The 26,093-nt window shown below is 55.2% G+C and carries 21 protein-coding genes; 9 read left to right on the top strand and 12 right to left on the bottom strand.

What is annotated here, in order from left to right:
• Positions 1 to 29: 29 nt before the first annotated feature.
• Positions 30 to 239: a hypothetical protein gene (locus tag LJD29_RS18920; protein WP_446743131.1), complete on the top strand. Its 210-nt coding sequence runs from the start codon at positions 30 to 32 to the stop codon at positions 237 to 239.
• A gap of 1 nt (position 240) precedes the next feature.
• Entirely contained in the window at positions 241 to 618 is a 378-nt protein-coding gene (gene crcB / locus LJD29_RS18915; RefSeq protein ID WP_446743130.1) for a fluoride efflux transporter CrcB, read from the top strand.
• Positions 619 to 741: 123 nt separating this feature from the next.
• Here the strand turns inward: crcB and LJD29_RS18910 are convergent, their stop codons facing one another.
• From LJD29_RS18910 to LJD29_RS18890, 5 genes are all read right to left on the bottom strand, one after another.
• Positions 742 to 1,731: a glycosyltransferase family 2 protein gene (locus tag LJD29_RS18910; protein WP_446743129.1), complete on the bottom strand. Its 990-nt coding sequence runs from the start codon at positions 1,729 to 1,731 to the stop codon at positions 742 to 744.
• Positions 1,732 to 1,765: 34 nt separating this feature from the next.
• Positions 1,766 to 2,452 (bottom strand): nucleotidyltransferase family protein, encoded by a 687-nt coding sequence (locus LJD29_RS18905; RefSeq protein ID WP_446743128.1) that lies wholly within the window; start codon positions 2,450 to 2,452, stop codon positions 1,766 to 1,768.
• A 3-nt stretch (positions 2,453 to 2,455) separates the two neighbouring features.
• Positions 2,456 to 3,412: an SDR family NAD(P)-dependent oxidoreductase gene (locus tag LJD29_RS18900; RefSeq protein WP_446743127.1), complete on the bottom strand. Its 957-nt coding sequence runs from the start codon at positions 3,410 to 3,412 to the stop codon at positions 2,456 to 2,458.
• A gap of 363 nt (positions 3,413 to 3,775) precedes the next feature.
• Entirely contained in the window at positions 3,776 to 7,354 is a 3,579-nt protein-coding gene (locus LJD29_RS18895; RefSeq protein ID WP_446743126.1) for a carboxypeptidase-like regulatory domain-containing protein, read from the bottom strand.
• A 151-nt stretch (positions 7,355 to 7,505) separates the two neighbouring features.
• Positions 7,506 to 8,783 carry a tetratricopeptide repeat protein gene (locus tag LJD29_RS18890; protein ID WP_446743125.1) on the bottom strand — a complete coding sequence of 426 codons (1,278 nt, stop codon included), beginning with the start codon at positions 8,781 to 8,783 and terminating at the stop codon, positions 7,506 to 7,508.
• Between the two features lie 295 nt (positions 8,784 to 9,078).
• Here LJD29_RS18890 and LJD29_RS18885 point away from each other — a divergent pair, with 295 nt between their 5' ends.
• Together LJD29_RS18885 and LJD29_RS18880 are read left to right on the top strand one after the other, a co-directional pair.
• Complete coding sequence (locus LJD29_RS18885; protein WP_446743124.1) at positions 9,079 to 10,827, top strand: CRTAC1 family protein; 1,749 nt, start codon at positions 9,079 to 9,081, stop codon at positions 10,825 to 10,827.
• A 145-nt stretch (positions 10,828 to 10,972) separates the two neighbouring features.
• Positions 10,973 to 12,079, top strand: a complete 1,107-nt coding sequence (locus LJD29_RS18880; protein ID WP_446743123.1) for an acyltransferase family protein — start codon at positions 10,973 to 10,975, stop codon at positions 12,077 to 12,079.
• Between the two features lie 8 nt (positions 12,080 to 12,087).
• Here LJD29_RS18880 and LJD29_RS18875 read toward each other — a convergent pair whose 3' ends face one another.
• Positions 12,088 to 12,981 carry a LysR family transcriptional regulator gene (locus tag LJD29_RS18875; RefSeq protein WP_446743122.1) on the bottom strand — a complete coding sequence of 298 codons (894 nt, stop codon included), beginning with the start codon at positions 12,979 to 12,981 and terminating at the stop codon, positions 12,088 to 12,090.
• 187 nt (positions 12,982 to 13,168) lie between these two features.
• Here LJD29_RS18875 and LJD29_RS18870 point away from each other — a divergent pair, with 187 nt between their 5' ends.
• Complete coding sequence (locus LJD29_RS18870) at positions 13,169 to 13,411, top strand: CidA/LrgA family protein (protein WP_446743121.1); 243 nt, start codon at positions 13,169 to 13,171, stop codon at positions 13,409 to 13,411.
• Between the two features lie 56 nt (positions 13,412 to 13,467).
• Here the strand turns inward: LJD29_RS18870 and LJD29_RS18865 are convergent, their stop codons facing one another.
• The 3 genes from LJD29_RS18865 to LJD29_RS18855 are packed head-to-tail and all read right to left on the bottom strand — an operon-like array spanning position 13,468 to position 16,365.
• Positions 13,468 to 13,968 carry a GNAT family N-acetyltransferase gene (locus LJD29_RS18865; RefSeq protein WP_446743120.1) on the bottom strand — a complete coding sequence of 167 codons (501 nt, stop codon included), beginning with the start codon at positions 13,966 to 13,968 and terminating at the stop codon, positions 13,468 to 13,470.
• Positions 13,969 to 13,997: 29 nt separating this feature from the next.
• Positions 13,998 to 15,608 (bottom strand): hypothetical protein, encoded by a 1,611-nt coding sequence (locus LJD29_RS18860; RefSeq protein WP_446743119.1) that lies wholly within the window; start codon positions 15,606 to 15,608, stop codon positions 13,998 to 14,000.
• The gene (locus LJD29_RS18855) at positions 15,595 to 16,365 is read right to left on the bottom strand and encodes an ABC transporter ATP-binding protein (RefSeq protein WP_446743118.1); all 771 of its coding nucleotides are present in this window, start codon (positions 16,363 to 16,365) and stop codon (positions 15,595 to 15,597) included. The genes LJD29_RS18860 and LJD29_RS18855 overlap by 14 nt, the downstream gene beginning before the upstream one ends.
• 145 nt (positions 16,366 to 16,510) lie before the next feature.
• On the opposite strand from LJD29_RS18855, the gene LJD29_RS18850 reads away from it, so the two are divergent.
• Positions 16,511 to 16,813 (top strand): hypothetical protein, encoded by a 303-nt coding sequence (locus LJD29_RS18850; protein WP_446743117.1) that lies wholly within the window; start codon positions 16,511 to 16,513, stop codon positions 16,811 to 16,813.
• A 162-nt stretch (positions 16,814 to 16,975) separates the two neighbouring features.
• The gene (locus LJD29_RS18845; RefSeq protein WP_446743116.1) at positions 16,976 to 18,133 is read left to right on the top strand and encodes a glycosyltransferase family 4 protein; all 1,158 of its coding nucleotides are present in this window, start codon (positions 16,976 to 16,978) and stop codon (positions 18,131 to 18,133) included.
• Position 18,134: 1 nt separating this feature from the next.
• Here LJD29_RS18845 and LJD29_RS18840 read toward each other — a convergent pair whose 3' ends face one another.
• Together LJD29_RS18840 and LJD29_RS18835 are read right to left on the bottom strand one after the other, a co-directional pair.
• Complete coding sequence (locus tag LJD29_RS18840) at positions 18,135 to 18,956, bottom strand: glycosyltransferase family 2 protein (protein WP_446743115.1); 822 nt, start codon at positions 18,954 to 18,956, stop codon at positions 18,135 to 18,137.
• Positions 18,953 to 20,017, bottom strand: coding sequence for a glycosyltransferase (locus LJD29_RS18835; protein WP_446743114.1), 1,065 nt, complete (start codon positions 20,015 to 20,017; stop codon positions 18,953 to 18,955). The genes LJD29_RS18840 and LJD29_RS18835 overlap by 4 nt, the downstream gene beginning before the upstream one ends.
• A 199-nt stretch (positions 20,018 to 20,216) precedes the next feature.
• Here LJD29_RS18835 and LJD29_RS18830 point away from each other — a divergent pair, with 199 nt between their 5' ends.
• Entirely contained in the window at positions 20,217 to 21,506 is a 1,290-nt protein-coding gene (locus tag LJD29_RS18830) for an MATE family efflux transporter (protein WP_446743113.1), read from the top strand.
• 97 nt (positions 21,507 to 21,603) lie between these two features.
• Positions 21,604 to 23,460, top strand: coding sequence for a mechanosensitive ion channel family protein (locus LJD29_RS18825; RefSeq protein ID WP_446743112.1), 1,857 nt, complete (start codon positions 21,604 to 21,606; stop codon positions 23,458 to 23,460).
• Between the two features lie 50 nt (positions 23,461 to 23,510).
• Here LJD29_RS18825 and LJD29_RS18820 read toward each other — a convergent pair whose 3' ends face one another.
• Entirely contained in the window at positions 23,511 to 25,769 is a 2,259-nt protein-coding gene (locus LJD29_RS18820) for a Tex family protein (RefSeq protein WP_446743111.1), read from the bottom strand.
• Positions 25,770 to 26,093: the final 324 nt, after the last annotated feature.

Raw genomic sequence — 26,093 nt, 5'->3', positions numbered from 1 at the left:
ACTCCTGCACAAGAAAAAGGTAAGCACGCATGCAGAACTATCTGTTGATGCGCCCCTGTGAAATGTGCGGGGCTGGCGAAATGCCCGATGAGGCCGCACCGCTCTTCGAATCTTCCGCTGGGTCATGGCAGATGCCGGGACGGCGAATCGTGGATTCGTATCTCCCGGAAGCACATACAGCAGAGGATATTCTTGAGTTGCAAAACATGGCTGCGACGCCGCTAACCGGAGGAGAGTAACTTGCACCGATACCTATTGATTGCAATCGGCGGGGCTATCGGCTCTATGCTGCGGTATTTCATTGGAGCGCAGGCGGCGCAACGATTCGGCCCACGTTTCCCCGTGGGCACGCTTTTCATCAACATCAGTGCGTGTCTCATCATTGGGTTCTCCGTTGAATTCCTGAACCGTCATACCGACATTAATCCAGCATGGCGCTTTCTCATTCCGGTTGGATTCGTAGGTGGCTATTCAACCTTCTCCACCTTCGAATGGGAGACGTGGATGGACTTCACCCACGGTGCATTCTGGGTGGGGATGCTCTATGTGGCAGTCAGCCTGGTCGTCGGTCTTATAGCGGTCGCGGCTGGATCAGCCCTTGCTCGAGCATCCGCATGAAGTGTAAACGCCCTTTCCTTGAAGCATCGATCTGCATGAATGAATTCGCCACCGAGGCCGGGACGAAGAGTCTGATTGCAACTTCGGATGTCGAACTCATCCGGTTTTCTTCCGGCTCTTCGCTTAAGAGCCGACAGAACCCAATGTCGTCTCGGCAGGAATGAGCAACTCCGATTGCAGCGCTACTGAAGATGTTCTGTCCAGTTCCCACGTGTGGCCTTCGCGTATCTGCTGAATGCGCTTCCACGTGGATGAAGGCAGTGGTTTTCGCTTGCGGCGGATTACAGATGGAGCGGCGATTCCCTCGCTTACGGCACGAAACCACAGATCGAACCAGCCATTCTGCATCGACAGCATGCCATCTTTCAAAACACGCGGTCCAATAAAGCCGATCGCGCGTAGCAACGTGCAGTTCTTCCAGGCTGTCCAGATCTTGTTTCGCAGAAAATAGTAGTTGCGCTGGCTGCGAGTCTTTCTCTCGTGCCGGCTTACGTGCAGCTCCACTGTTCCAATGGTTGGCACATAGAGGATGTCGTATCCAGCCTGCAGAATGCGAAATGCAAGATCCACACTCTCGAAGCAGGCGAAATAGTCGTCGTCGTAACCGCCGGTATCGCGGAAGGTCGAGGCTCTTAAAAACAGCGCGCCTTCGCTGAAGTAGTCGGTGTAGCAGAAATGATCTTTTCCGCTTTCGAAAGGAACCGGATGCCACCAGTGCTCGCGGAGTGGACTGCTCGGGTCCTCTACTCCTGAGATCCGCAGCGTGAGGAGCCCGACCCTTGGGAATTGCTGAAAGAGAGCTACGGCCTTTTGTATGCTTTCGGGATCCAGGACGACCATGTCGTTGTCCAGGGAAAGAATGAATTCTCCCTTCGCGGAGCGAAACCCTTCGTTCCGGCCGGCGGTAGGAGAATCCACTGTTCGGCGGATGACGCGCACCTGCGATCCGAACTCCTCTTCGAGCATCTCGATGGTTCCGTCAGTCGAGACATTGTCGACAATGATGATCTCCAGCTCGGGCCAGGTCAGCTTGAGGCAACTGCTTAATGACTGGCGCAAAAGATCCTTGCGGTTGTGGGTAAGAATGACTACAGATACTGCCGGCTCCTGCATGTCGAGGCCAACTTTCGTTCGAATACCTGTTCAATTACGACACGTACGTCATTGCCATTTCATTGATGGACGAGAGCTGTTCGAAGGTGTCCACGGCAAACCAGCGCTTGGGATAGATGGATGAACAACAGACTTGGCGATCGGAGATGAGCTGCTGCCAGACAGCGTAGAAGTCTTCCTGGCGTTCAGTGATGCGATTGATTACCGTGGGGTTCAGCACCTGGATTCCGGAGCAGTACCTGTCAGATGGGACATGCCGGTCCAGCCGGGTGACAATATCCTTCTCGTGAAATATGTAGTCTCCTTCCAATCCGGGAACGGGGGCAACGGGAACCACCATGCATGCGGGGCTGTTGTGCCTGGCGTATTCCCGCTCCAGCTGTTCAAGATCGAGATCGACAACGTTGTCGCAGGTCAATACGAGAAGTGGCTCGTCCAGATACTTGAGCATTGTGTTGTAGATCCACCAGGCGTTGCCCTTGCCGCTGGTGTTGTAGACACAGTCGACACCCAGTTCGATTACGTGCTCGGCGAGCTTCGGCCCTTTGTAACCGACAGTGATATGAATTACATCGACATGCTTGCGAATCCGGCGGATGCCATCGGCGATGAGAGTCGACCCCAGGAATGGCGCCATCGGTTTCGGAATAACAGCGGTCAACGGCATCATACGTGCGCCGCGCCCCGCTGCCATGATGAGTGCGTGCCGGATGCGCGCCATACTCTACGCCTCCTCGAGTGGTGGGTTGCTAATCAAGTCCAGGATCTCAGCATGCGTGAGGCGGTCGGTGTTGGCCGACGATAGCCCATAGGACACCGGCTTTTCCGCCTTCTCATTGAAGGAGATCAGGTAGTGCGTGACGCCATCCAATTCCAGCTGAGTGGTATAAGGAATCTCGATTTCGCCGACCAGGAATTCGTCGTCGCGTTCGCCGGGACGTCCTGCGATCTTCTCCCAGCTGCCGCCTTTATGGCCACACCAGACGCTGAGGATGTCCTCGATCTGCGCAGCCTTCATCTTGCGGCACAGAACCTTGCCCTGAAAGCACTCAGCGTGTTTTAACGCTGCAAGAACGAGTTGAACGGATTCATCTACCGTGAAAAACATCCGTCGCATCTCGGGGCCGGTTGTACCGATCACTCCAGTCCTCTCGTGCATGCTTCTCCAGAGGGGAAAGACTGAACCGGTGGACCAGACGACATTACCGAATCGCACACATACGAACTTAGTCACAGTCATGCGATCGCATGAGCAGAAGATTCGCTCCATAAGAGCCTTGGACATGCCATAGGTGTTTCGCACAGGAGGCGATGCCTTGTCCGTAGAGACACCGATCACGGTTTCCACGCCGCGTTCCATGGCGACCCGCGCGACGTTTCGTGACCCGAGAACGTTTACATCGATGCACTCCATTGGCTGGTGTTCCGCATTGTCGACGAACTTGGTCGCCGCTGCGTGGATGATGATATCCGGGCGAGCCGACACCACGATGTCGCGCACCGATTCGATATTCGTTACATCGAGCGGCACAGCTTTGCATCCGGTGAAATCCTGTGCCTGCTTTGCGAGTTTATTGTTGCGGCCCGCGAGAATAACCTTATAGTCGGATTTCAATGCGAGTCCGAGTCTCTTGCCAAGAAATCCAGTTCCACCGGTGATGAGAATCGTTTTGCCGCTCAAAGATGCTCCCCGTGACGAGCCCGCAGAAGAACCGCTCGTAACCCACAATCGATTAGGTAAATAGCAGGGATTCTGATTGAGACCCTGCTGTTTCCGGCTGCTTTTTAGCACGTGGACGACCAAACTGAACCGCAGACGGAATGACTCCGCCTGCCGCCTGCGGAGAGCGCTTAAGCGTCTACTTATGTGTCAGTTGCGACACTTTTCTTAAACTACAAAACCGGATTCACAGCCAGTGCATGAGAAGTAAAAGCGGTTCACACTAGGAGACTTCTTGCATATGCACTGCAAAGGAACTGTCTGCGAGGGACATGGCTCCCCGTCTTTCGAAGAGCCAATTCCCTCATGACTGCAAAAGATCCTCTAGAAAACGACCTTGCCTGCAAATTGAATCAGGCGCGGATTGTTTAACTGGCTGGTGATCTGCCCGAAGGATGAAGCACCGGCGGAGCCTGCGGGCGGAGCGAACTGGACGTGATTAAAGAGGTTGAAAAATTCGGTTCGAAACTCGAATCCCAATTTCTCTCCCGGTCCAAACTTGGTGTGCTTGAAAACGGCGAAGTCCCAGTTGTCTATGCCCTGAGCCCGGAGGGTCGGATCTACGCGTGGTTCGTTCCCGAAGGTATAGGCCGAAGGCTGCGTGAAGCATGTAGAGTTGATCCAGCCATCGCCACCAGCCAGTCCATCGTGAACGCGGGCGTCGGCACTGCCGCTGTTCGCTTTCCTGCATCCGGTGACTACATTCGGACGCAGACCGGCACCGTAGGTTCCCACTCCGTTACTGGTTGCCGCCCCGATGTTAACGGGAAAACCACTGAGGAGCGAGGTCACTCCATCGACGCCCCATCCGCCGACGAACTTATCGGCAACGCGTGGCAAGCCGCTGAGATATCTCTGATCTTTGCCAAATGGCAGATCGAGAACATAGCTGACGATGAGGTGCTGTGGAACATCCTGCGAGGACAGGGATTTCTCGGCGCGGAGGTTATTCCAGTCCTGAATCGCTCCGGTGCCCCCCGTCTCAAGCCACGAAGTGATCGTGTCCGTATTGCTGAGAAGCTTGGACCATGTGTAAGCCGCCAGCAGTGTGCCGCCTCCCTTGAAGCGTTTTTGCAGGCTAGCCTGCAGCGAGTGATAAATGCTCCCAAAACTTCCCTGTCCTGCATACTGAACGCCGTTGTACTGCGGGAAGCGGCGAAGCAACTGCCCCTCGTTAATGGTGGGAGACGACAAAGCGCTGCCGGGATACGAACTGCTTGCAAAGGGATTCGGCACCTGCTGGGCGATCGTCACTGTCTGCCCTGCAGCGGCCTGGGCTGCGGCCTGCGCCAGATACTTATCGTCCAGCTGGTCTACCTGCTGTGTGTACTGGGGCAGATGGGTACCCTTATTCGCGGCGTATGCGATGTCCGCGAAGAAACCGAAGGGGAGAGTGCGCTGGATATCGAAGTTCCACTGCTGCATGTATCCGTAGTTGTACTGTGGAATATCCACACCTGAAATGGTTTGCCCTTCAAGAGCCTGCGCGAACGAAGGGTCGCGGCCTGGCGGCTGGATAAAGGCTGGCCAAGGTGTAGCGATGGTGTTCGTCGGCACCCTTACATTGCCGTTGTTACCCGTGTATTGCGTCTGAATTGAATTGACAGGATCATTCAATGGGTTCGTGGCCCAATTCGCGTCAAGAGGAATCCAGAACAAGCCGTAGCCACCGCGAACGACGGTGTTCGGATCGACACTATAAGCGAAGCCCACACGCGGGGCCAGGGCTTCATAGTTCGGGTTCAGGTTATACCGGCTGCCGCGTCCGCCCTTCGTTGCAACGAGTTCGATTGCCCCCCGCACCGTAGAGCCTGAACCAGCCGTCGCCAGTTGATTGACGGCATTGGGATCGAAGTAGGACTGCCGGTCAAATCGCTCCGTCCACGGCGTCTGGTACTCATAGCGGAGCCCGAGGTTGAACGTGAGCTTATTTGTGATCTTGTAGGTATCGTTTCCGTATACCGCGTAGACATTCTGTTTACCCGCGACGAGGTTCGGAATCACGGCATCGCCGAAGAAATGGTTGCCGATATTGCTCGGATTCTGCGCCCACCCCAGCAGGAAGTCTGCAAAGGCCAGCGAGTTCTGATTTGGATTGGTTCCGGTGTCGTAGTCTTGCGTGTAGGACCCGTTGAATCCAAGCGAACCACTCACGATGTTGCTCTGGGCATAGTTATCCAGCGTTATCTCATACTGGAAGCCGAGCTGAATGGTGTGCCGCCCGCGCACCAGCGTGACGTATGGAGAAATCCAGTACTGGGTATCGTGATCCACGATGTAGCTTTGCCCTTGCGTGGACATTGCGTTGTCAGACATCCCAAGCACGTCCGGTGTAGGCGGGGTTCTGAGGGATGATGGGATCTGCGCATTGAACGATGCGGGCCAGCCTATCTTCGTGAAATCGAAGCCCGAGTTTTTCGGGGTGCGCAGGTAATTGAAGCGGCTTGCCGACACATCGAGATTGCCGATAAAGTTCGGCGTAAAGACACGGTTGTAACCGATAGCTATGCTCTTCGACGTCATCGTCTCCGTGCAGCGATCGACGCACAGACCTGTGCCGAGCGGATCGGCCGGAAGATTCAGGTTGTTCCACTGACTGAAGCGCACAAACAGATGCTGTGCGTCGGTAATCTTCTGGTCGGCACGGAAAAGGTTCTGGTTCTGATTGCCACCAGCGCCATAGTTGGTTACATAGTTATTCAATATATTGGCATTGGTCGGGGCCGGCCATAGATCGAGAAGCGCTTTTGCCGTTGGACTGATACGCGATGTGGGAATGACGTTGCCGGCAAAAGGCACGGGGGTGTAAGTCGTGCAGGTAGGTGCACCACCACAGGGGTCGATCAGTTGCGGAACCCCGGAAGCAGCTGCCAGCGCACTAAGGTCTCCTGCCTGCTCTGCCGCAGTTGGAACGGTGGAGGTGAAGGTAAGCCCCTGGCGTAGGCGGAAGCCTTCATAGCTGTAGAAAAAGAATGTTCTGTCAGTGAAGACTCGTCCGCCAATATTGCCGCCGAACTGGTTCTGCGTAAATGGGGGCCGGGCGAGACCGCTGTTGTTCGAGAACCAGTCATTCGCATTGAGTACCTTGTTGCGAATGTACTCATAGACTTCTCCGTGAAACGTGTTGCTTCCTGACTTCGTACTCAGGTTCAGCACGCCCCCCGCGACTTTCCCCCATTCCGGGCCTATGTTATTCGTCTGGACTTTGAATTCCCCGATGGAGTCCTGTGTTGGGATCAGGATGGGAAGATTGATGTAACCAATGTTAAGCGGTTGGCCGTCAAGATATTCCGCGCTTTGATTTGCGAAGGCTCCCCCTATCTGGAAGTTACCCCAAGAGAAAGGATTCTGGCCGGTTGCTGTAGCGCCGGCCTGCCCCTGCATGACCACCGAAGGCGCGACCTCGACCAGGCTGAACACATTTCTCCCGTTCAGTGGAAGCTCATTGGCGTTGCGCTCTTCAACAACCTGACCTAACGATGATGTTTCTGACTGCAGCAGCGGAACTTCGGATGTCACGGTAACGGTTTCGGTGGCGCGTCCTACCGTCAGGCTTACATCCAGACGCGTTGTTTGCTGAACCTGTATGACCACATTCTCACGGTTTACGTGTTTGAATCCCTGCTTTTCAATCTCCAGGCGGTAGTCGCCCGAGTTGAGATTTACAAACGAATAAAGACCACCCTCAGAGGTGGTCTGTGTTTGTTTCTCTGCAGTGGCTGTGTTGATGAGCGTGACGCTTGCACCTGCTACCGCTGCTCCGCTCGAATCTGTTACCGCGCCGGTTAGCGAGCCATAGGTCGACTGCGCCCGTAACAAAACGGGACAAGACCAAAGCAGATACAGAATGAACAGGATGTGCGCGATGAAGCGCCCTGATTGACCTCTTTCGCAATTTTCCATAGTGCCTCCGATAAGCCTTGCAACGTAAAGGGGCCCTGAACGTTAAGTCATACGAGGACACAAGACAGGTTTTATAGAATGCAGCGTTCTTAACCGAGGAAACCACCTTCCTGTTCTCCCGGTAAGAACACATGAAGCAACGAACATCTGCTTACTGCCCTGTCGCAGCCTGAAAGAGCGCGTATTCACGCTTCGCATCGGCCGGACGGCCAGACAACGTGTAAAGATGCATCAACCGGTAGTGCACAAGCTTGTCAGTATTCGGGTATTGCTCCGCGGCCACAAGGATGCGGATGGCCTCGTCGCGATGGCCGAGCTTCTGCTCAGCTTCAGCCAGGTTCACACTCGCCCACTGAGGAGGCGCGCTTGCACGAACCCTTGGCTCCAGAAAATCACGCAGCGCCGCATACTGCTCCATCTGCAACATGCAGGTGCTCAGATGTGCTGCCGCACGTTCATCCGCTGGATACGCTGCCAGCTGACCGCGGAATGCGTCAGCTGCGGCTGGCCATTCTCCTCTCTTCTCATGAAGCAGCCCCAGATTGTAGTGGATATCAGATAGATCTGGATGTTGGCGAATCAACTCCTCGTACTCAGCCACGGCTTCGTCAGCATGTCCTTGATCCGCCAGAACGTCGGCGTAGAACTGTTCCAGATAGGGTGACGACGGAAACTGTTCTTCACATTGTTGAATCTGCCGCATGCCCTCTTCCGCGGAAAGCACTGCGAGCAGATAGAGCAACGCGGCATCCTGCGGATAACGGCGCCATACAGCGAGTGCCTGCTTCCAGTCGAGGCCGGAACGGAAGTGCGCTGAAGTCCGCTTCGCCAGAGGAAATGCACTGCGAGCGCCCTCTGAACCTGCATCCGGCGCCTGTCGCAATGCCGCAAGGAATGCTTGACCATCCGGTGACTTGCTCAACTTCGCCGCGAAGAATTGTCCGGTTCGAATGTACGACTTGGCTAGTTGAACCATGGCGAGGTCGGGTGGGTACTGTTTACTGTCGAGAAGCACGCGGTAGACAATCGCCGACTCGATTGGCTCATCGATGTCGAGATAGCAGGGAGCAACAGCAGAAATTACCCTGATGTTCTCCTGCTCTTCCCGGTAGATTTTTTCCAGCATAGGCCGCAGGCTCGCGAGTTCCCCCATGCGGCACTTTTCCTGTGCCAGGAGCGCGTAGGTTTCGGGGACGTACCTTTGTTTCAGAGCGATGTTGTAATCCTGCATCGCCTCGGCAGATCGCCCCTGCATCTGCAGGCTGAGACCCAGATCTGTCAGCACTTCAGCAGACGATGGATTCTCAGCCAGCACCTTGCGATAAATTCGTTCCGCGGCCGTGTAATTCTTGTCCTCCATCGCCTGGCGAGCCGCCTGCGGTTCTGATGACTGTTGTCCCCAGACACAGACGAACGTCAGCAACGACAACGGAATAATCCATAAATCTCGTACCCGACCGGTACGCAAAAACGATGCGACAAGATGTCCCACGGAGGGTCTCACACCTGTAACCTCGTCTTCCCCGCTATCGGTCCTGGATAGCGAAACTTAGCTCTTCTACTAAATCGAGACCCATAACATTGCTCCGCAGGATGAAGTATGTCAAGGGAACAAAAAGTAATCTTCTGCGTGTAATGAGGAGGTCACACGCGTTACTTAACGCGCATGTTAACCTTGCCACCGGAAACGTTAAGCGCGTTTCACCACCGCGACTGGAAGAGGGATGCGACAATCACGGCGAAGCTTTTTATCGGCTACATTGAGCGTCACTGCGGCGGCAGCGCTGGGCCAGGGCATCACACCGCACAGGGGCGCGACGCTTCCCAGGGGCAAGCGATCGGGTATTCCATACGGTGCGGCTTTCGTGGATACAGCCCGTGGCGCTGGCATCGCTAATCCTGTGTGGTACGGCTCATCCGAATCGAAGAAATATGTTGTTGAATCAGTTGGCTGCGGATGCGCTTTCCTTGACTACGACAATGATGGATGGATCGACATCCTGGTCCTGGGTGGAAGCAGCTTCTCCACACCAGAGCCGGGTATAACCAATCGCCTTTATCGCAACAATCGCGATGGCACTTTTAGAGACGTGACCCTTGAAGCGGGGCTCACTAAAAAAGGCTGGGCCTGCGGTGTGTGTGTTGGCGACTATAACAATGACGGTTTTGACGATATCTTTCTCTCTTACTGGGGACAGAATGTTCTCTATCGCAATAACGGCAATGGAACCTTTTCCGATGTAACACGTGACGCCGGATTGCTGAACGTTGCAAATCGTTACGGTGCAGGATGTACCTTTCTGGACTACAACCGCGATGGGAACCTCGACCTCTTCGTATCCAATTACGCTGTTGTCGAAGAAGGCAAGACTCCCCTACCCGGCGACAAGCCTTATTGTTACTTCATGAACATGCCTGTTAACTGCGGCCCACGCGGTTTGCCATTCGGCAGACACAGTCTCTACCGCAACAACGGCAACGGAACCTTCACTGATGTGAGCGAAGCCTCAGGGATTTCTAAAGCGCGGAACAACTACGGGCTTACCGTGGTGGCTGCCGACTTCGATGACGACGGCTGGCAGGACATCTATGTTGCGTGCGACTCGAGCCCGGCCCTGCTCTTTATGAATCAGCATGACGGAACCTTCAGCGAGGAGGGTGCAATACGCGGTGTGGCCTATAGCAATGATGGGCAGGAGCAAGCGGGCATGGGAGTTGCGGTCGGTGACTACGATGGAGATGGCCGTCTCGACATCCTTAAAACAAATTTTGCCGAAGACCTTCCTGTTCTCTATCGCAACCTAGGCGGCGCGAGTTTCGAAGACGCGACACGCGCAAGCGGACTGGCGGTCGATAACAGGTTCGTCTGCTGGGGAACGGGACTGGAGGATTTCGACAATGATGGATGGCAGGACATTGCCATTGCCACCGGGCACGTCTATCCGGAACTCGAGCGCCGGTATCCTGACGCGCCATACAAGAGTCCCCTTCTGCTCTATCGCAATCTCGGCCAGGGCCATTTCGAAGAGCTCTTCGACGAAGCGGGGAGTGCCATTCTCAAGCCACATTCCAGTAGAGGAGTTGCATTTGGAGACTTTGACAATGATGGCGACATCGATATGCTCGTCGTGAACCTTGGCGAACCGCCCTCCCTTTTTCGCAACGACGTAGCCAGTAAGAATCATTGGATCAAGATCAGGGCGGAGGGTACCGTGTCGAACCGCAGCGGCATCGGAGCGCGCATCGAAGTAGCTGCCGGAGGCCGGAAACAGGTGAAGGAGGTCTTGAGCCAATCCAGCTTTGTCTCCTGCAATGATTTCCGCCAGCACTTTGGGTTGGGCAACGCAGCGGTTGCCGATATCACCATTCGCTGGCCCGATGGAAAACGACAGACCATCGCCGGGTTACAAGCAGACCGGCTCTACACGATAAAGGAAACCGTCGGCATCGTTGCAAATCGTGGCTGGAAATAATCCTGCAAAGCCTCTTAGTCAGAATGAAGATCGCACTGGTTCCGACGCAACAGCGCTGGTAAGCTTGAACACATTCCAACCAGAGAATGCGAGCTCAGAGTTTCCGGAAAGCGCGGAAAATTGCAGGGCCATTTAGGAGACCAGGTTGACCATCGACAATTCGGGTGCCACAGCTGCAGAACTGCTGAAGACGAAGCAGCACTTTAAGGCCCTGGATGGGCTCCGTGGAGTGGCCGCCCTGGCCGTTGTAACCTTCCACTTCATGGAAATGGCAATCTACAACTACAGCAAGCTCTTTATCGGGCATGGCTTCCTGGCTGTAGATTTCTTCTTCTGCCTCTCCGGTTTCGTGGTCGGGTATGCTTACGACGATCGCGTGCGCAGAATGGGGCTTAAGGAGTTCTTCACATCGCGCTTGATTCGTCTACACCCGTTGGTGATCTTCGGCTCTGTACTGGGGTTGATTGCCCTCTTTGCGGATCCGTTTGTGAAGGGGCCGCCCGGCTACAGCACCGGAAAAGTAGTTCTGATGTTCCTTGCCTCGATTCTCATGATTCCCTATCCCGCGATGCAGGAACGCGGCTTTAATAACTTCAGCCTGAACGCCCCGGCCTGGTCGCTTTTCTGGGAGTACATTGCAAACATCGTCTTTGCGATTGTGCTCGTCCGCATCAACAAACAATGGCTTGCGTTATTGACCGCCGTCGCTGCTATCACGCTTTGCCTGGTGGGCTATCACTCCGGCGCCTTATCGGGTGGGTGGAGCGGGCGCAACTTCTGGGATGGAGGCGCGCGCGTGGCCTATTCCTTTCTCGCAGGCCTTCTCGTCTATCGCTCGCGCTGGATCATTCGTTCGCGGCTTGGATTCGGAGTCCTGTCCATTCTTCTTCTGCTCGCTTTTGTCATGCCTTATGTGAAACACGGCTGGATACGTGAAGCGGTGGTTGTCCTGTTTTACTTTCCGCTGCTTGTCGCGCTCGGGGCCGGTGCAAAACTGACTCCACTGTCGGAGAAGCTTTGTACATTTGCCGGAGACATGTCTTACCCGCTGTATATGACGCACTACGCTGTGATCTGGATCTTTGGAAACTATTATTCGACCTACAAGCCCGACATGACGCACCTGGCAGTCGTTGTGACGTGCGGCGTTATCACCATGGTCGGATTTGCGTACCTGGTAATGAAGTTTTATGACCTTCCGCTACGACGTTATCTCCGCTCGAAACAGCGGGCTGCCGTGTTGAATACCTAAAGGGATGTCTACTGCTTTGCCCGCCTGCTGCTGCGGATGTGCTCGAGAAAGGATCGGAGCACAGCTGTTTCACGTTGCGGCGACCAGGCGACGACAATATCGATCTTCGCGGCACTGTCACTGATCGGAACAAAACTGAGGCTGCTGCTTAGCGTGCGAACGGCCTCCGACAGGATGGCTATTCCCTCGCCAGCCTCCACCAGCGCAACGACTCCCGAGGCCACGCTGGAAGTTGCAGCGATGGTCGGCGAGAACCTGGCCTTCGCGCACAACTCGATAATGCGATCGAAGATAGCAGGCGAGTACCTGCGGTCGTTCAACACAAATACGTCGTTCGCCAGTTCTTTGATGTGAATCTCTTTTTTCTGAGCAAGCCGGTGTTTGCGTGGAAGCACCGCATAAAGCCGTTCCGTTTGAAAATGCTCGGATCGCAGCGATAGAGAATGCGGGCCGGAAAAGGGACGCGTGAAGCCGATGTCAATGGTGCCCGCCTGCAAGGCTTTCATCTGAAGACTCGGCACCATCTCGATCAACGAAATCTTCACGTCCTTAAACTTGCGCCGAAACCGGCCGATCAGTTTCGGCGCGAAGGAACCGAAGCCGCCCGCAAAGAAACCGATGGTCAACGTTCCGCTCTCGCCCAGATTGAAGCGCCTGACATTGTCAACGGCTTTGTCCGCGAGCGCCAGCGTGGCCCTGGCATCCTGCAGGAATGAGGTCCCGGCATCACTCAAAAGCATCCGCCGGTTTTTCCGCTCGAAAAGATTGACGCCCAGTTCCTCTTCGAGGTCGCGAATCGTTTCGCTGATCGCTGAAGGAGAAATATGTAATCGGCGTGCGCTCACTCCTATGCCGCCGTTCTCCGCGACCGATAGAAAATATCGAAGATGCCGCAATTCCATTCTCTCATTGTAAGAGAACCTTCGGTTTTACCGAACAACGGTTCGGAACATACGTGCTGAGAGAGTAGGCAGATGTGAGTAGATAGTTACAGGCGTTCGCTTTACGAAGCGACACTCACATTTCTGCTATGAGCGCTTCTTCTTCGCATCATCTTCCCTGCTCATCGATTTTCTGCAGATCGTGATCATGCTTGGTTTCTCGGCGCCGGGAGAGCGGTGTGGCCACTTGCTTTCCTTGCCGGTTCCCGGAGCGATTGTCGGTATGTTGTTCCTGCTGCTTGCACTACTCTGCGGCCTGCTGAAAATCGACAGCCTGAGGCGAGAAGATCGCTTGCCACTGGCAGAGATGTTGTTATCTTTTATCCCGGTGGGGTTGGTTGTAGTTGACCACCGGGAATTTATTGGGCTCTCCGGTCTGAAGATCCGATGACGACCCGAACATTGCTTCTGTCAACGCTCCTACTCGAGCCCTCGCTGCGATAAAGCTTATTCAGGCGAAGACAGCCTGAACTGATAGAAGACAAGATCAAGATACCGTCCGAACTTGTAGCCAACTTCTTTCAGATGTCCGGTCTGTTCAGCGCCGTGCTTTTCAAGAAACCGCCGCGACGCGACATTCTCAGAGTCGACACCCGCCATGAGAACATGCTTCCCTGCAGCTCGCGCATGCGCAGTCAATGCGTCCAGCAATTGCGTCCCGGTTCCCTGGCGTCTTGATTTTTCACCCAGATGGATAGTTCCCTCCACGGTGAAACGATAGCCGGGCCAGGCGCGAAAGTCACCATATGAAGCAAAACCCGTGATGTCCCCTTCCTCTTCGGCAACGATCACTGCATAGCCCTTTTCCTGCTGTACGCGGAACCATTGCACCCGTTCTTCGAGAGTGGCAGGATCGTCACGATAGATTGCAGTCGAAGTACGAATGACGTCGTTGTAAATCTCAGTGATTTCGGGCATATCGGCTTCCATTGCCGGACGAATGATCATTATCTTCCTCTCTGACTATTTTCCTACAGTCAGAGACTCATGCCGTCCAGATTCAGCCGTTGAGGTCCTTCCTGCTCGGGAATATCTTCGTATCCGACGTCAAACCGGGAATGGAAGATATAGAGGGCTATAACAACTATGAATACGATCGCAATGCGCCAACGATGCAAAGCGGCAATGCCTAGCGGCATCAAGATGACCAGAAGCATCAGCAGCCTGAGAAGCGTTTGTTGACGAAGCAGGCGTTCCTGAGTGAACGGAACGAACTCGTTGTGGTGGAACAGGAAATGCGCAGCCAGGAAAGCGGCTGGCGGGACCAGTCCAAATGCGGCTATAAGCCCCATTGCAAAATGAAATCGGCTCACGCAAAGGAGCAGAACCAGATTGAAGACTGCGCCGGACTGTGTCGCCATAACCAGCAGGAAACGCGCTCCCTGGAAGACTCCATGGCGTGCTTCATCGGTTGATGTTTCAAATATCCAGGCGGCACGCGGCTGGTACTGCGACGCAAAGATGGCTAAGACGCCGGTGGCCATCAGGCATACGGAGAGTATCCCGAGCATCGGCGCCTCAGGCAGCAAGGTTCCCTGGCGGTGAAACGAGCAGGCCAGTGCAGCGGCAGCGCTGAGCATCAGAATGATGCATGCTCTGAATGCCCGTACACGCAGGATCGTGGTAGCTGCGAGGGCAAAGCCGGCACGCTGCTGCGGCCGAGGAAGGAACATGCGCCATATGCGCTCCGGCATGACGAAAAACCGGCCGCTATGCAATGGAATTGCCTCCCTCCCTTCCATGAGTCTGCGCTCCTGATACCAATAAGCGATTGGATAAAGCAGGAGGGCAAACGCAATCGAAAGTGCAGTCGCAATCACGCCGATTCGTGCCAGCGTCGATGTAGAACCGGCGGCTTTCCCAGCCTGCCAGACTGCCTCGTAAAGTGCTGTGAACCACACCTGCGGCAGCCAGCGACTGATTGTGGATGGCGAATGGATGAAGTCCATCGCTTGAACCGACAAAACGGGGCTGAATAGAAGCATAAAGATATAAGCCGCCGTCAGAAAGGCCTGCATGCAAGCCTCCAGTAAGGCATGGATACGGCTCAACACAAGAAGGATCAGCACAAAAGAGGAAGCAAAGAGGCCGGCGAGTGTGAGCGAGAAAGCATGAGCCACAAGCTGCAGGAAAGGGTGTTTCGAGCCGGCTCCGCCCGCGAGCAGCAAACCCGGAAAGGTGTTTGGAACGATGAGAAGCAGGGCCAGAAAGATCACCGATGCACAGAGGCGAGCCACAAACAATCGCTTCCGCGTGATGGGCAGTATGCCGATGATGCGCAGATCCTGAATCGTCGGGAAAAATCTCTCCCAGGCCAGTAGCGTTGCAAGGCCACATACGCTAAATGCGTAGGTGATGAGCACAAAATGATCGCCAACCTGCATTCGCATCGGCCTCAGCTTGAACATGGGCATAAGACCGCTGTATGACGGCAACGCAAACAGCACGTAAAGCAATGGCGGCAACACCAGCGCAACTGACAACTGCAGCAGCCTCATGGTGGCGAGATCACCGCCAACGAACGAGCCGAGTAGATGCAGAACCAGTACAGTGAAGCTGTTACGCGATTTCCGGCTAGGCCTGCTCATGCATGGTCTCCACGATAGAGCGTGCCAGAGAGCGGGTGTCCGGCTCGCCGGCGGTTATTGCAAATACTTCCTGCAGATCTCTGGCGTTAAAGTCTGCGCATAACGCTGCCGGACTTCCCTGGGCGCTCACCATCCCGCTCGCGAGAATGACGACGCGGTCGCAGATCTTCTCTACAACTTCGAGGACATGAGAGATGTAAAGGATCGACTTTCCCTCCGCTGCAAGCTCCAGCAGGATGTCGCGGAAGAGGCGAGCGGTAGTGACGTCAAGCCCGGAAAGAGGTTCGTCGAGCACGATCAGTTGCGGGTCGTGCAGAAGTGCGGATGCCAGCAAAACTCGCTGCTTCATGCCCTTCGAGTAGTTCGAGATGGCCACATGGGCAAACGACGCAATGCCCAGCCTTTCCAGAAAGAGCATCGACCTTCGGGTTACGATTGCTTCCGGCATCTCGCGGAGCCTGCCTATAAGCCGTAGATGCTCGAATCCTGACAGATGCGTGTATAGATGGGCTTCCTCCGGCACGTATCCAAGAAGTGTGCGGAATGCATTGAGATCGTCGAAGATGGAATGCCCTCGAAACTGCACACGGCCGCTGGTAGGACGAACCACCCCGGTGATCATCTTCACGGTCGTGGACTTCCCTGCACCATTCGGCCCAAGAAAGCCCACGATCTCGCCTGCATCCACCGTGAAACTAACGTTCCTAACGGCGTCTACGCCTCGATACAGCTTGGTTAAGGAATCAGCGATCAGCATTATTCGGAAAACAATATATCGGATTCCGATTAACTGTCAATCATGTTTTATTCGCCCTGATTATCCGGGGCCCGCAACTTTTATGCAGGTCAGGGTCTTTATGTTCAACGGTGAAAGATAAATCCAACTCACAGGCAGATATGTAATGACTCGATGTCTTCGCTTTTCTCTTCTCCTGCTGCCACTTGTCCTGGCAGGATGCTCCCATCCCAAACCGGTCTACTATCCTCCTCCGCCGCCGGCATACAGCCAGATTGCCGCTCAGGGCTACCACGATGGATTTCAGGCCGCGCGACGTGACGCCAGCGCAGGACTCCCTCCTGACCCGGCACGTCATCCACGTTTCCGGAGGCCACCAGTGCCGCCTCCGGCGTTTGAAGACTATCGCCAGGGTTTCCGTCATGGATATGACGCATTCCTGCACGGTGGTCCGAGGCCAGGAATGTAGAAGGCGAAGCGGGCCGTCTTACGAGTCAAGTTTGTTATGGCAGAGCTGACACGAGACGGCTCGCGGGGCCGCACACGGGCTGCAGTATGCGCGGCCCCATTCGTCAAATGATCCGTGGGCTTCATGTAAAATCGACTCACCAGCCTGGAGCCCCCATCCCTTATGCAAGTTGTGCAAGCCGTCAACGGTGTATTCCATCACTTCGACCTGGCGCGGGAACTTGAATCCCGTGGATACCTGAAAAGGATTTATTCCACTTTTCCGTGGAAGCGTCTGCAGCGCGAGGGCTTGCCCTCGGACAAGGTACGCCGTTTTCCCTGGATACAGCCTCCGCTTATGGTTGCGGGGCGCTTTCGGCAGTTGCCGGTGTCGCTTTCGCGCAATCTGCAATATGCCAACTTCCGTCTCTTCGACAACTGGATTGCGAAACAGATCGAGGAATGCGATGCCTTCGTTGCGCTCTCCGGTTCAGGGCTGAAAACAGGATCTGTTGTGCAAGGCCGTGGCGGTAAATATCTATGCGACCGCGGATCTTCGCACATTCGCTATCAGGACTCGATCCTGAATGACGAGTATGCGCGCTGGGGATTTTCCTTCCAGGCTTGCGATCCGCGCATGATAGACCGCGAAGAAGCCGAGTACGCGAAGGCGGACGCGATCACGATTGCATCGGAATTTGCACGGCGCAGCTTTGTCGCCATGGGTGTTCCTGCCGAGAAGATTTACAAAATTGCCTATGGCGTGAGGCTCGACCGCTTTGCAAGAACAGCCGATCCGTCGAGGGACACCTTTGAGGTTCTGTTTGCGGGGCAGGTCAGCGTGCGCAAAGGCATCGCTTATCTCGTTGAAGCCTTTCAGAAGGTTCGCCACCCAAAAAAGAAACTCAGGCTGGTCGGGTCGGCCGACTCCCGCATGCGCGAGTTGCTAAACAGGATGGATCTGACAGATGTGGAGGTTGTGGGCTCTGTACCACAGCCAAAGCTTGCCGAGTATATGAACACCAGCCACGTTCTCGTTCTGCCCTCTATTGAAGACGGCTTTGGACTGGTCATGGCGCAGGCTATGGCGTGTGGATGCCCGGTGATCGCCTCCGAGAACAGCGGTGGGCCCGACCTTGTCACGGATGGCGTTGACGGATTTGTTGTGCCGATCCGCTCAGTCGATGCCATTGCCGGCTACCTCGAGCAGATAGCAGGCGATTGGGATCTGCAGCAACGGATGCGTGAAGCCGCCCTGCGCAAGGTGCGTTCCTTTGGCGGCTGGAGCGACTACGGTCAGCAGTACAGCGACCTGCTGCTGAAGCTAACCGGCGAGGCTTGAATCAGCGAACGATGCGCATCTTTTCGAGCAGCTTGAGTGTTCCCTGCACGGATGCCTTGCCGGCGACAAACAATGGGTTCGCGTATTTCTGCAAGAAGGGCTTCAGCGGCTGCAATGCCGCAGCTACCTTGTAGCGAAAGCGCCCGGTGCGGAAACTCATCTGGTTTGCAACGCCTTCATTGCTGAAGACCTTCAGGTGATAACCGGGGAAAACAGCTGTCAGGAACTTCGTCTGGTCCTTCCAGCGATGGTTGTAATCGATCTCGCACTTCTCCATGTCGCGATCTTCAATGTACGGTCCGACGTAGTCGAGCGCGGCACGAGAGCGGATGTGGGGCTGATCGGCATAGAGAAAGTATTCTTTACGTCCGTCTTCATATGGTTTCGGCGTGACGTAGCATGGCTCGGTGCTGCCTGGAAGTCTCCGGCTCAAATCAGGCGGATGAAGAACGCTGGCAAAATTAATGATGCCTACCGTTGGATTTGCTTCCATGACGGATACAGTTTGCCGCAGGTAGTCTGACGGGCCGTGGCAGGCCCAGTCATCCTGGATCATCAGGATGTACTTACCGGTGCACAGTTTGAGCCCACTATTGTTGTTCGCTCCAAGACCGCGGTTTTTTGCGGGCAAGGAGAAATCGTTGGCAGGCAAGGCACGGATCTGCGATTGAATCTCGGGGCCGCTTCCATCGTCAGCAATTACAAGCTGCAGGTTCGGGTAATCGGTATTCCGGATGAAGCTTTCGACTGTGGCCTTCAGCAGTTCGAAACGCTTGTAGGTTACGAACAATACCGAGACCTGAGGAAACTCCTGATTTGTCATCCCTTCGCTCCGAAGCGGTGCAGTGCATCGAGTGTACGGTTTGCTACGGCTTCATAGCTGAACTTCTGTGCCGATAAGGCAGCCGTGTTCTGGCTAGGCAGGACGCCAGGGGTATCGAGAATTTCCTGCATGTACGCGCTCAGTTTATCGACATCTGCAACCGGGTAAAGCCAGCCGTTGTTTCCGGGTGTAACAATCTCTGATGGGCCAACCTTACAGTCAGAGCTGATGCACGGAATGCCGCGTGCCAGCGCTTCAATCAGGATCATTCCCAGGCCTTCGAAGGAAGACGTCAGGATAAGTGTGCTGGCCATCGTTACAGAATCCCACGGCTTATCTTTCCAGCCCAGCCATGCGATGCGGTTCGCGATACCCAGCGAAGTGGAGAGCTCTTCAAGCCGTGCACGATCATTACCATCGCCGATGATCGTCAAATGATAACTGCCGCGCAGCCTGGCGGCTGCCTGCAAAAGATCGGCTACGCGCTTCTGCCCTTCGTATTCAAGCCTGCCGATGTGAAGGAACTCGATATGATCTTCGGGGCGCGGAACCGAGGGCAGATTCACATCAATCGCGTTGTAGATGGTCAACACTTCTCCACGCGACTTCGATCCAAGCAAGGCGCGAAGCTGTTCGGCGACGCCCTCGCTGATAGCAAGGTGCCCGTCGGCCATCTTGAGAATCCGGAAATGCTTGATGCGATCAACAGGAAAGTGAATCCAGGAAACAAGCGGGGCATTGATGCCCGCAAGCCGCAGAGCGAATCGCCCCTTCATCAGGCGGAAGGTGTCTAGAGCGATCACTGCATCGGGCTTATAGCTGCGAAATTCGCTGGCCAACCCGAATGAGTATTTGCGGAAGCGCGCCAGACGGCTGTCGTTACGCTCCCCAAGGATGGTATAAGGCAAGCCTTGCATCCATGTAGGATCTGTCGAAGCACCGCCAAAGAGATAGAAGCGAACGTCGTGGCCGAGTTGTTGCAACCCCGTTCCGAGGCCTTTCAAAGCAGACTCCGTGCCGCCTCGCCCGGACATCATGGGCACAAGAAATGCAACTTTCACATGACTCCTTCGACGTTTGCTGTGTTGAAGATGGCTGCTTTGGATTCATTCTAAAGCATTTGAAACATAGAAACCAAGCGCCGGCACGTTATACTCAGGTAGAGCGCAAGCACGCGGAGCTGCCCGTGCGCCAAGGATTTTCACCACAGCAGCGACACCGTTTGAATCAATACATCCTTAGTCCTTTTGTGGAGCATTTTTGAGCGCACGCAGAGAGAAGCTTGTCCGTTTTGCCAGCCGGTTTGTTCAATTCACGTTAGTGCAGATTGGCGTGATGCTTGCCGGCATGTTGGTGAGCCTGATGATGGTTCGCAGCATGCCCAAGGCGGAATACGCCTACTACACCATTGCAAACGGACTGCTGAGCACCATTCTTGCTCTCTCCGATAGCGGATTGGCCGCGGGCGTACAAGCCATCGGCGGACCATTCCATGACGATGACCACCGCATGGGAGAACTGGTCAAGACCGGTGTAAGCATGCGGCGGCGCATGTACTTTCTTGCGATCGCACTGGTGCTTCCATTCATTCCATACATGCTTTGGAAGTCAGGCGCACGCATCGCCGTGATTCTCGAAGTGCTGGTCATGGTGATTTTAACGACCCAGTTTCAATTGATGATCAGCGTGCTGAGCGCGGTACCGAAGCTGCGCGGAAAGACCGGCCTGCTGCAATGGGTCAGCGGAGCATCGGTCATCGCTCGTATGCTCATTCTTGTGCCTGCTTATTTCATGCACATGTCTTTGACCATTGCACTGTTTGCGCTGCTGGCAGCCAACGTGGTGCAGGTAATGATTCTGAACCGGTGGTCGAAGAAGTTCATCGATATGAGCGCACAGCCGAGTCCCGATACGCGCTCTCGCATCTGGAAGATTGTGAAGCTGCAGCTGCCGTACGAACTATATGGCATTGTGCAGGGGCAGATTAGTCTGTGGCTGATTACGATCTTCGGCAATGCAAGCAAGGTCGCCGATCTCGGCGCTGTATCTCGCGTGAGTCTGATCTTTGCGGTGATTCCGCAGGTACTGAACGTGATCCTTACGCCTCGACTGTCTCGCTGCAGGGACAGCCATAAGCTACGTGGTCTTTACTGGCAGGTGTTCGTGGGTTTCGTGCTCTTCACTATCGTGTGCTCGCTGCCTGTTTTTGCGAAACCCGACCTTGTGATTCGCCTGCTTGGAAGCCAGTACAACGATATCCGTCCTGATCTTTTCCTCTGTGTCTTTCTTTATGCGATCTGGTCGTTGCAGGGGGGCGCACTTGCTATGAATATGAGCCGCGGCTGGGTCGTGCCTGCTTATTTCGGCATTACAGCCACGATCATCACGCAGGTCTTCACCTTCACCATGCTGAACCTGTCAACGCTGCACGGTGTCTTGTTATCGGGTGTTTACGTGGCATTGATCAGCCTGTTACTTCAGCTCGCCGGTTCGGAATACTTTATCCGAAAATCCTTGCGGGAAGAGGGATTGCAGCAGGCGATGGCGTGATTTCACCGAGATAACGCAACGATTACCTGAGCCGGCGCGTCTTTTACTTGAGATGAAGTTCCTTAAAAGTCATTCACTGCCCCGTCTTGTTTGCCTGATGGTTTGTACGACACTGTTCGCACAAAGCCCCCAGCCATCCCCGAACCCATCAAGAGACGCGGCCAGTACAGATAAGGCGATCCTCAATCACCTGAGTCTCGCGATCACCTGGTATCGAGCGACGAAAGACAAAGTACAGCCTACGGGCCTGCCGACTGACACCATCTTTCAGGGCAATATGCAAAGCCTGGCGGCGGAAGCAGTTCAGCAGGCATTCCAGTCGGCTTTGGCGCAGGCAGCGCTGGAAGCCGCTGCTGAAAAGAGCGATGCGAAGGAACAGCAGTCTCCTGCAAATGTCCGGAATCTTCAGGCCCTTTCCGATCAACTCAAGAGCTCCACGTCGTCGCTTCAATCGCAGCTCAATCAGCTGAACCAACAGATCGCCACGACCTCGGGTAGCAAAGCTGCCGCACTCAGACAGCAGCGCGATCGTCTTGAAGGCGAGCTCAATCTCGACCAGACGATGAATAAGTCGGTCAGCCAGATCGTATCTTTTGTTGATCAGAACGAGCAGGGCGGCGGTAGCAGCCTTGCTGCGGGTATACGCAAGCTGCAGCAGAGTGTTCCGGAACTGGTAAGCGGATCCACGGCAAAGGCAACTACAGTTGCGAGTAATGCCAATGCATTGCAGCATTCTTCCGGCCTGATCGGACAGTCAATCACCCTCTACGATCAGGGCGAAGTCATGCGCCAGCTGAGCGAAATGATCGAGCAGACTTCGAAGCTCGAGGACGCAGCCAGGCAGCTCCGCACGCCACTGCTCAACGAGTTGAAGGGCGCTGTAAAACAAAGCCAGACCCTTGCCGCCGCGGTAGACGGCGCCCAACCTGGCCAGCCGCTGCCAAGCGAAGCAGACTTCAACAACATCTCGAAGCAGTTCGACCATGTTGCGGCCGCCGAGCTCCCACTGAGCAAGGAGCTGATCCTTCTCGACCAGAGTAAGGCCAACATGACTGAGTGGCGTGATTCCATCTCGCATGAGTATGGCCGCAGGTTGAGAGCCGTTCTTACTCGCGTGGGCGGAATTGCGATCGTTATCGCGATCCTCCTCGCTCTGTCTGAGCTATGGAAGCGTGTGACCTTCCGCTATGTGCGCGATCTGCGCCGGCGCCGCCAGTTCCTGCTGATTCGCCGCATCGTCATCACTTTTTTGATGGGGCTGGTAGTGGTGCTGGGATTCGTGAGCGAATTGAGTTCGCTTGCAACTTTCGCCGGCTTTATCACTGCTGGTCTCGCCGTCGGTCTGCAGACAATTCTTCTGTCGGTTGCAGCCTACTTCTTCCTCGTCGGCCGTTACGGCATCCGCGTAGGGGATCGCATCACGATCTCAGGCGTGACCGGCGATGTTGCAGATGTCGGACTCGTTCGCTTCTACCTGATGGAACTGGCCGGCACCGGCATCGATATGTACCCCACTGGCAGACTCGTTGTTTTTTCGAATGCGATTCTGTTCACCGCCACAACTCCGCTCTTCAAGCAGGTACCTGGAACGGAGTACGCATGGCATGAGGTTGCATTGCAGGTGAACCCGCAGAGCGATCTAAAAGGCGTGGAGGAGAAGCTGCTGGCTGTGGTTACAGACGCGTTCAAGCACTACCGCAGCGACCTGGAGCGGCAGCATGGCGAGGTTGAACGGCGTATCGAGATCAACATGCAGGCTCCCGTACCGAAGGGCCTGTTGCAGTTTACCGACGTAGGACTTGAAGCGGTGGTGCGTTACCCGGTTTCGCTTCAGCATCTTTCCGATGTGGACGATCAGATTTCACGCGCGCTGGCGGTTGCAGTCGAGGAAGATGCCGCCATCAAAGCGGCAGTGGTGGGTCTGCCCAAGTTGCGCGCCGCGGTCAAACAGTAGGTACAAAGGAATATTGCCAGCGGAGGGATTCCCTCCGCTGGCTTTTCCGTCTAGCGCACCTTCCACTTGTTGGAGAGCGCGGCAAGCTTATCCTGCATCGATACCTCAACCTTCACCTGGGTCTTCATGCCGGGATTGCGTTGCGGTGCGCCCGTCAGCGCCTTGATCGAGAGCGCGATGCGCTTTGTCTTTGCATCTGCGCTGATCACCTTCACCTTGACGATCTGCCCCGCCTTGACCGCCTCCGAGGGGTCCTTGATGAAGCGATGCGAAAGCTCGCTGATGTGAACAAGCCCATCCTGGTGAACGCCGATATCTACGAACGCCCCAAACTTGGTCACGTTGGTCACAACGCCTTCGAGGACCATGCCAGGTTCTACATCGGTGATCTCGCGGACCTGTTCGTTAAATGACGGCGCGACGAACTTGTCGCGTGGATCGCGGCCGGGCTTGCGCAGCTCCTCGAGGATGTCGTTCAGTGTGTAGCTGCCCGCTTCGAGCTTGCTTCGGTCGATCTTCTCAAGCAGTTGGGGCGTGCGGATGAGTGTCTCGACCGGTGCGCTCAAAGAAACTGCGATCTGTTCTACCACCGGATACGACTCCGGGTGTACTGCCGTCATATCAAGCGGGTTCTCTCCATCACGGATGCGCAGAAAGCCTGCGGCCTGCTCAAAGGTCTTCGGGCCGATACCAGGGACTTCCTTCAATTGGAGACGAGAGCGGAAGCGCCCGTTCGTATCGCGATAGTTAACGATGTTAAGAGCCGTGCGTTCAGAGATACCAGCAACGTAACGCAGCAAGGCCCATGAGGATGTATTCAGATCAACGCCGACGCGGTTCACGCAGGTCTCGATCACATTCTCCAGGGACTGCTGCAGCTGGCGCTGATCCACATCATGCTGGTACTGGCCTACGCCGATCGACTTCGGATCAACCTTCACCAACTCCGAGAGTGGATCCTGCAAGCGGCGTGCAATGGAGATCGCTCCACGCACAGTGAGGTCGAGATCGGGAAACTCCTGCCGCGCAATATCTGACGCAGAATAGACGCTCGCCCCGGACTCGCTCACTGTAACGGAGAAGATACCATCCAGCTTGCGATCGCGAAGGAATTCGCGCACGAATGCATCGGTCTCACGCGAAGCAGTACCGTTGCCAATCGCGATGGCACGAACGTTATGTTCTTTCAGAAGCCTTTCGAGAGTTCTGCCTGCGCCATCTGCCGCGCCCTTCGAGGTGTGAAGGTACAACACTTCGTGCGCGAGGAACTTTCCGGTCTCGTCCACCACGGCGACTTTGCAGCCAGTGCGCAAGCCGGGATCGATGCCAAGCACCGAGATCGGTCCGGCGGGCGGAGAGAGCAAAAGATGATGCAGGTTATCGCGGAAGACGCCGATGGCTTCTGTGTCGGACTGCTTCTTCAACTCCAGGCGAATCTCGCCTTGTATAGACGAGTTGAGCAGGCGCGACCATGCATCCGTAATGGCCAGGTCAAGTTGCGGCGTCCAATCCCCTTCGAACTTCTGCACACTGCCCCGCAACAGGGACAGCGCGCGAACACTGTCGAGCTCGATCAGGAAATAGAGAATGTTTTCGCTCTCACCACGACGAATTGCGAGCATGCGATGCGACGGGATGGTCTTTACCGGCTCGCGATATTCGTAGTACATCTTGAACTTTTCCTGCTCATCGACGGCGTCCATGACCTTGCGGCTGGAGATCACTCCCTCATCGAACATAAGCTGACGCAGTCCCTTGCGCAGATTGGCATCTTCACTGATCCACTCGGCAACAATATGGCGCGCGCCTTCGAGCGCCTCGTCCAAACTGTTGACTTCCCTTTCAGCGCTTACGAACTCCTCTGCAAAGACCTGCAGCGGCTTGTCCACGACTTGCTGTGCCCACAGGTACTGCGCAAGCGGCTCTAATCCCCGTTCGCGTGCGACAGTAGCCTTGGTGCGCCGCTTCGGCTTATAAGGCAGGTAGAGATCCTCGAGCTCGTTCCGATCGAGCGTCTTCTCAATACGTGCTTTCAGTTCGTCGGTCAGCTTACCCTGCTCGGCAATGGAGGCCAGGATGGTTTCGCGCCTTGAAACTAATTCGCGGAAGTAGGACAGCTTCTCTTCGATATCGCGAATCTGGACTTCGTCCAGATTGCCGGTAGCTTCCTTGCGATAGCGAGCGATGAACGGAACGGTGCCGCCTTCGTCGAGAAGTTCGACGACAGCGACAAGGCTGTTCATAGAGATGTTGAGGGCCTGGGCGATGTGAACAAGAATGTCAGGGGGAAGGGTTTTCAACTCGGTCATGAAACGGTCTCTGCTTGAGCTTACCTGCTATCGGCGAGGAAAAGCGGGCAAGATACGCATAACGTGACGGATACACCGGTTAAATTCGATCCCGCGACCAAAGACATGCACTAGCCGTAGTGCAACAGGCCGCATAAGGAGTGGGACTTTTTCCGATGTTCGTTCCACGGCCATCAAGGCCGATCTGACTCTGCTTCGCCCGCGTTTCATTCAAGCAGCCGTCTGAAATCCGTTACGCCTGAACCCTCCTCGAAACGCTATTTGCTTTGCGGAACTCCTCTGATACCATTCCGGGCAGTTGTGGATCGGTCCCGTGCGGCCATT

It is taken from the genome of Silvibacterium acidisoli (genome assembly GCA_022870745.1).
In the GTDB taxonomy this organism is placed as follows: domain Bacteria; phylum Acidobacteriota; class Terriglobia; order Terriglobales; family Acidobacteriaceae; genus Silvibacterium.
This window is presented reverse-complemented; position numbering and strand designations above follow the sequence as displayed.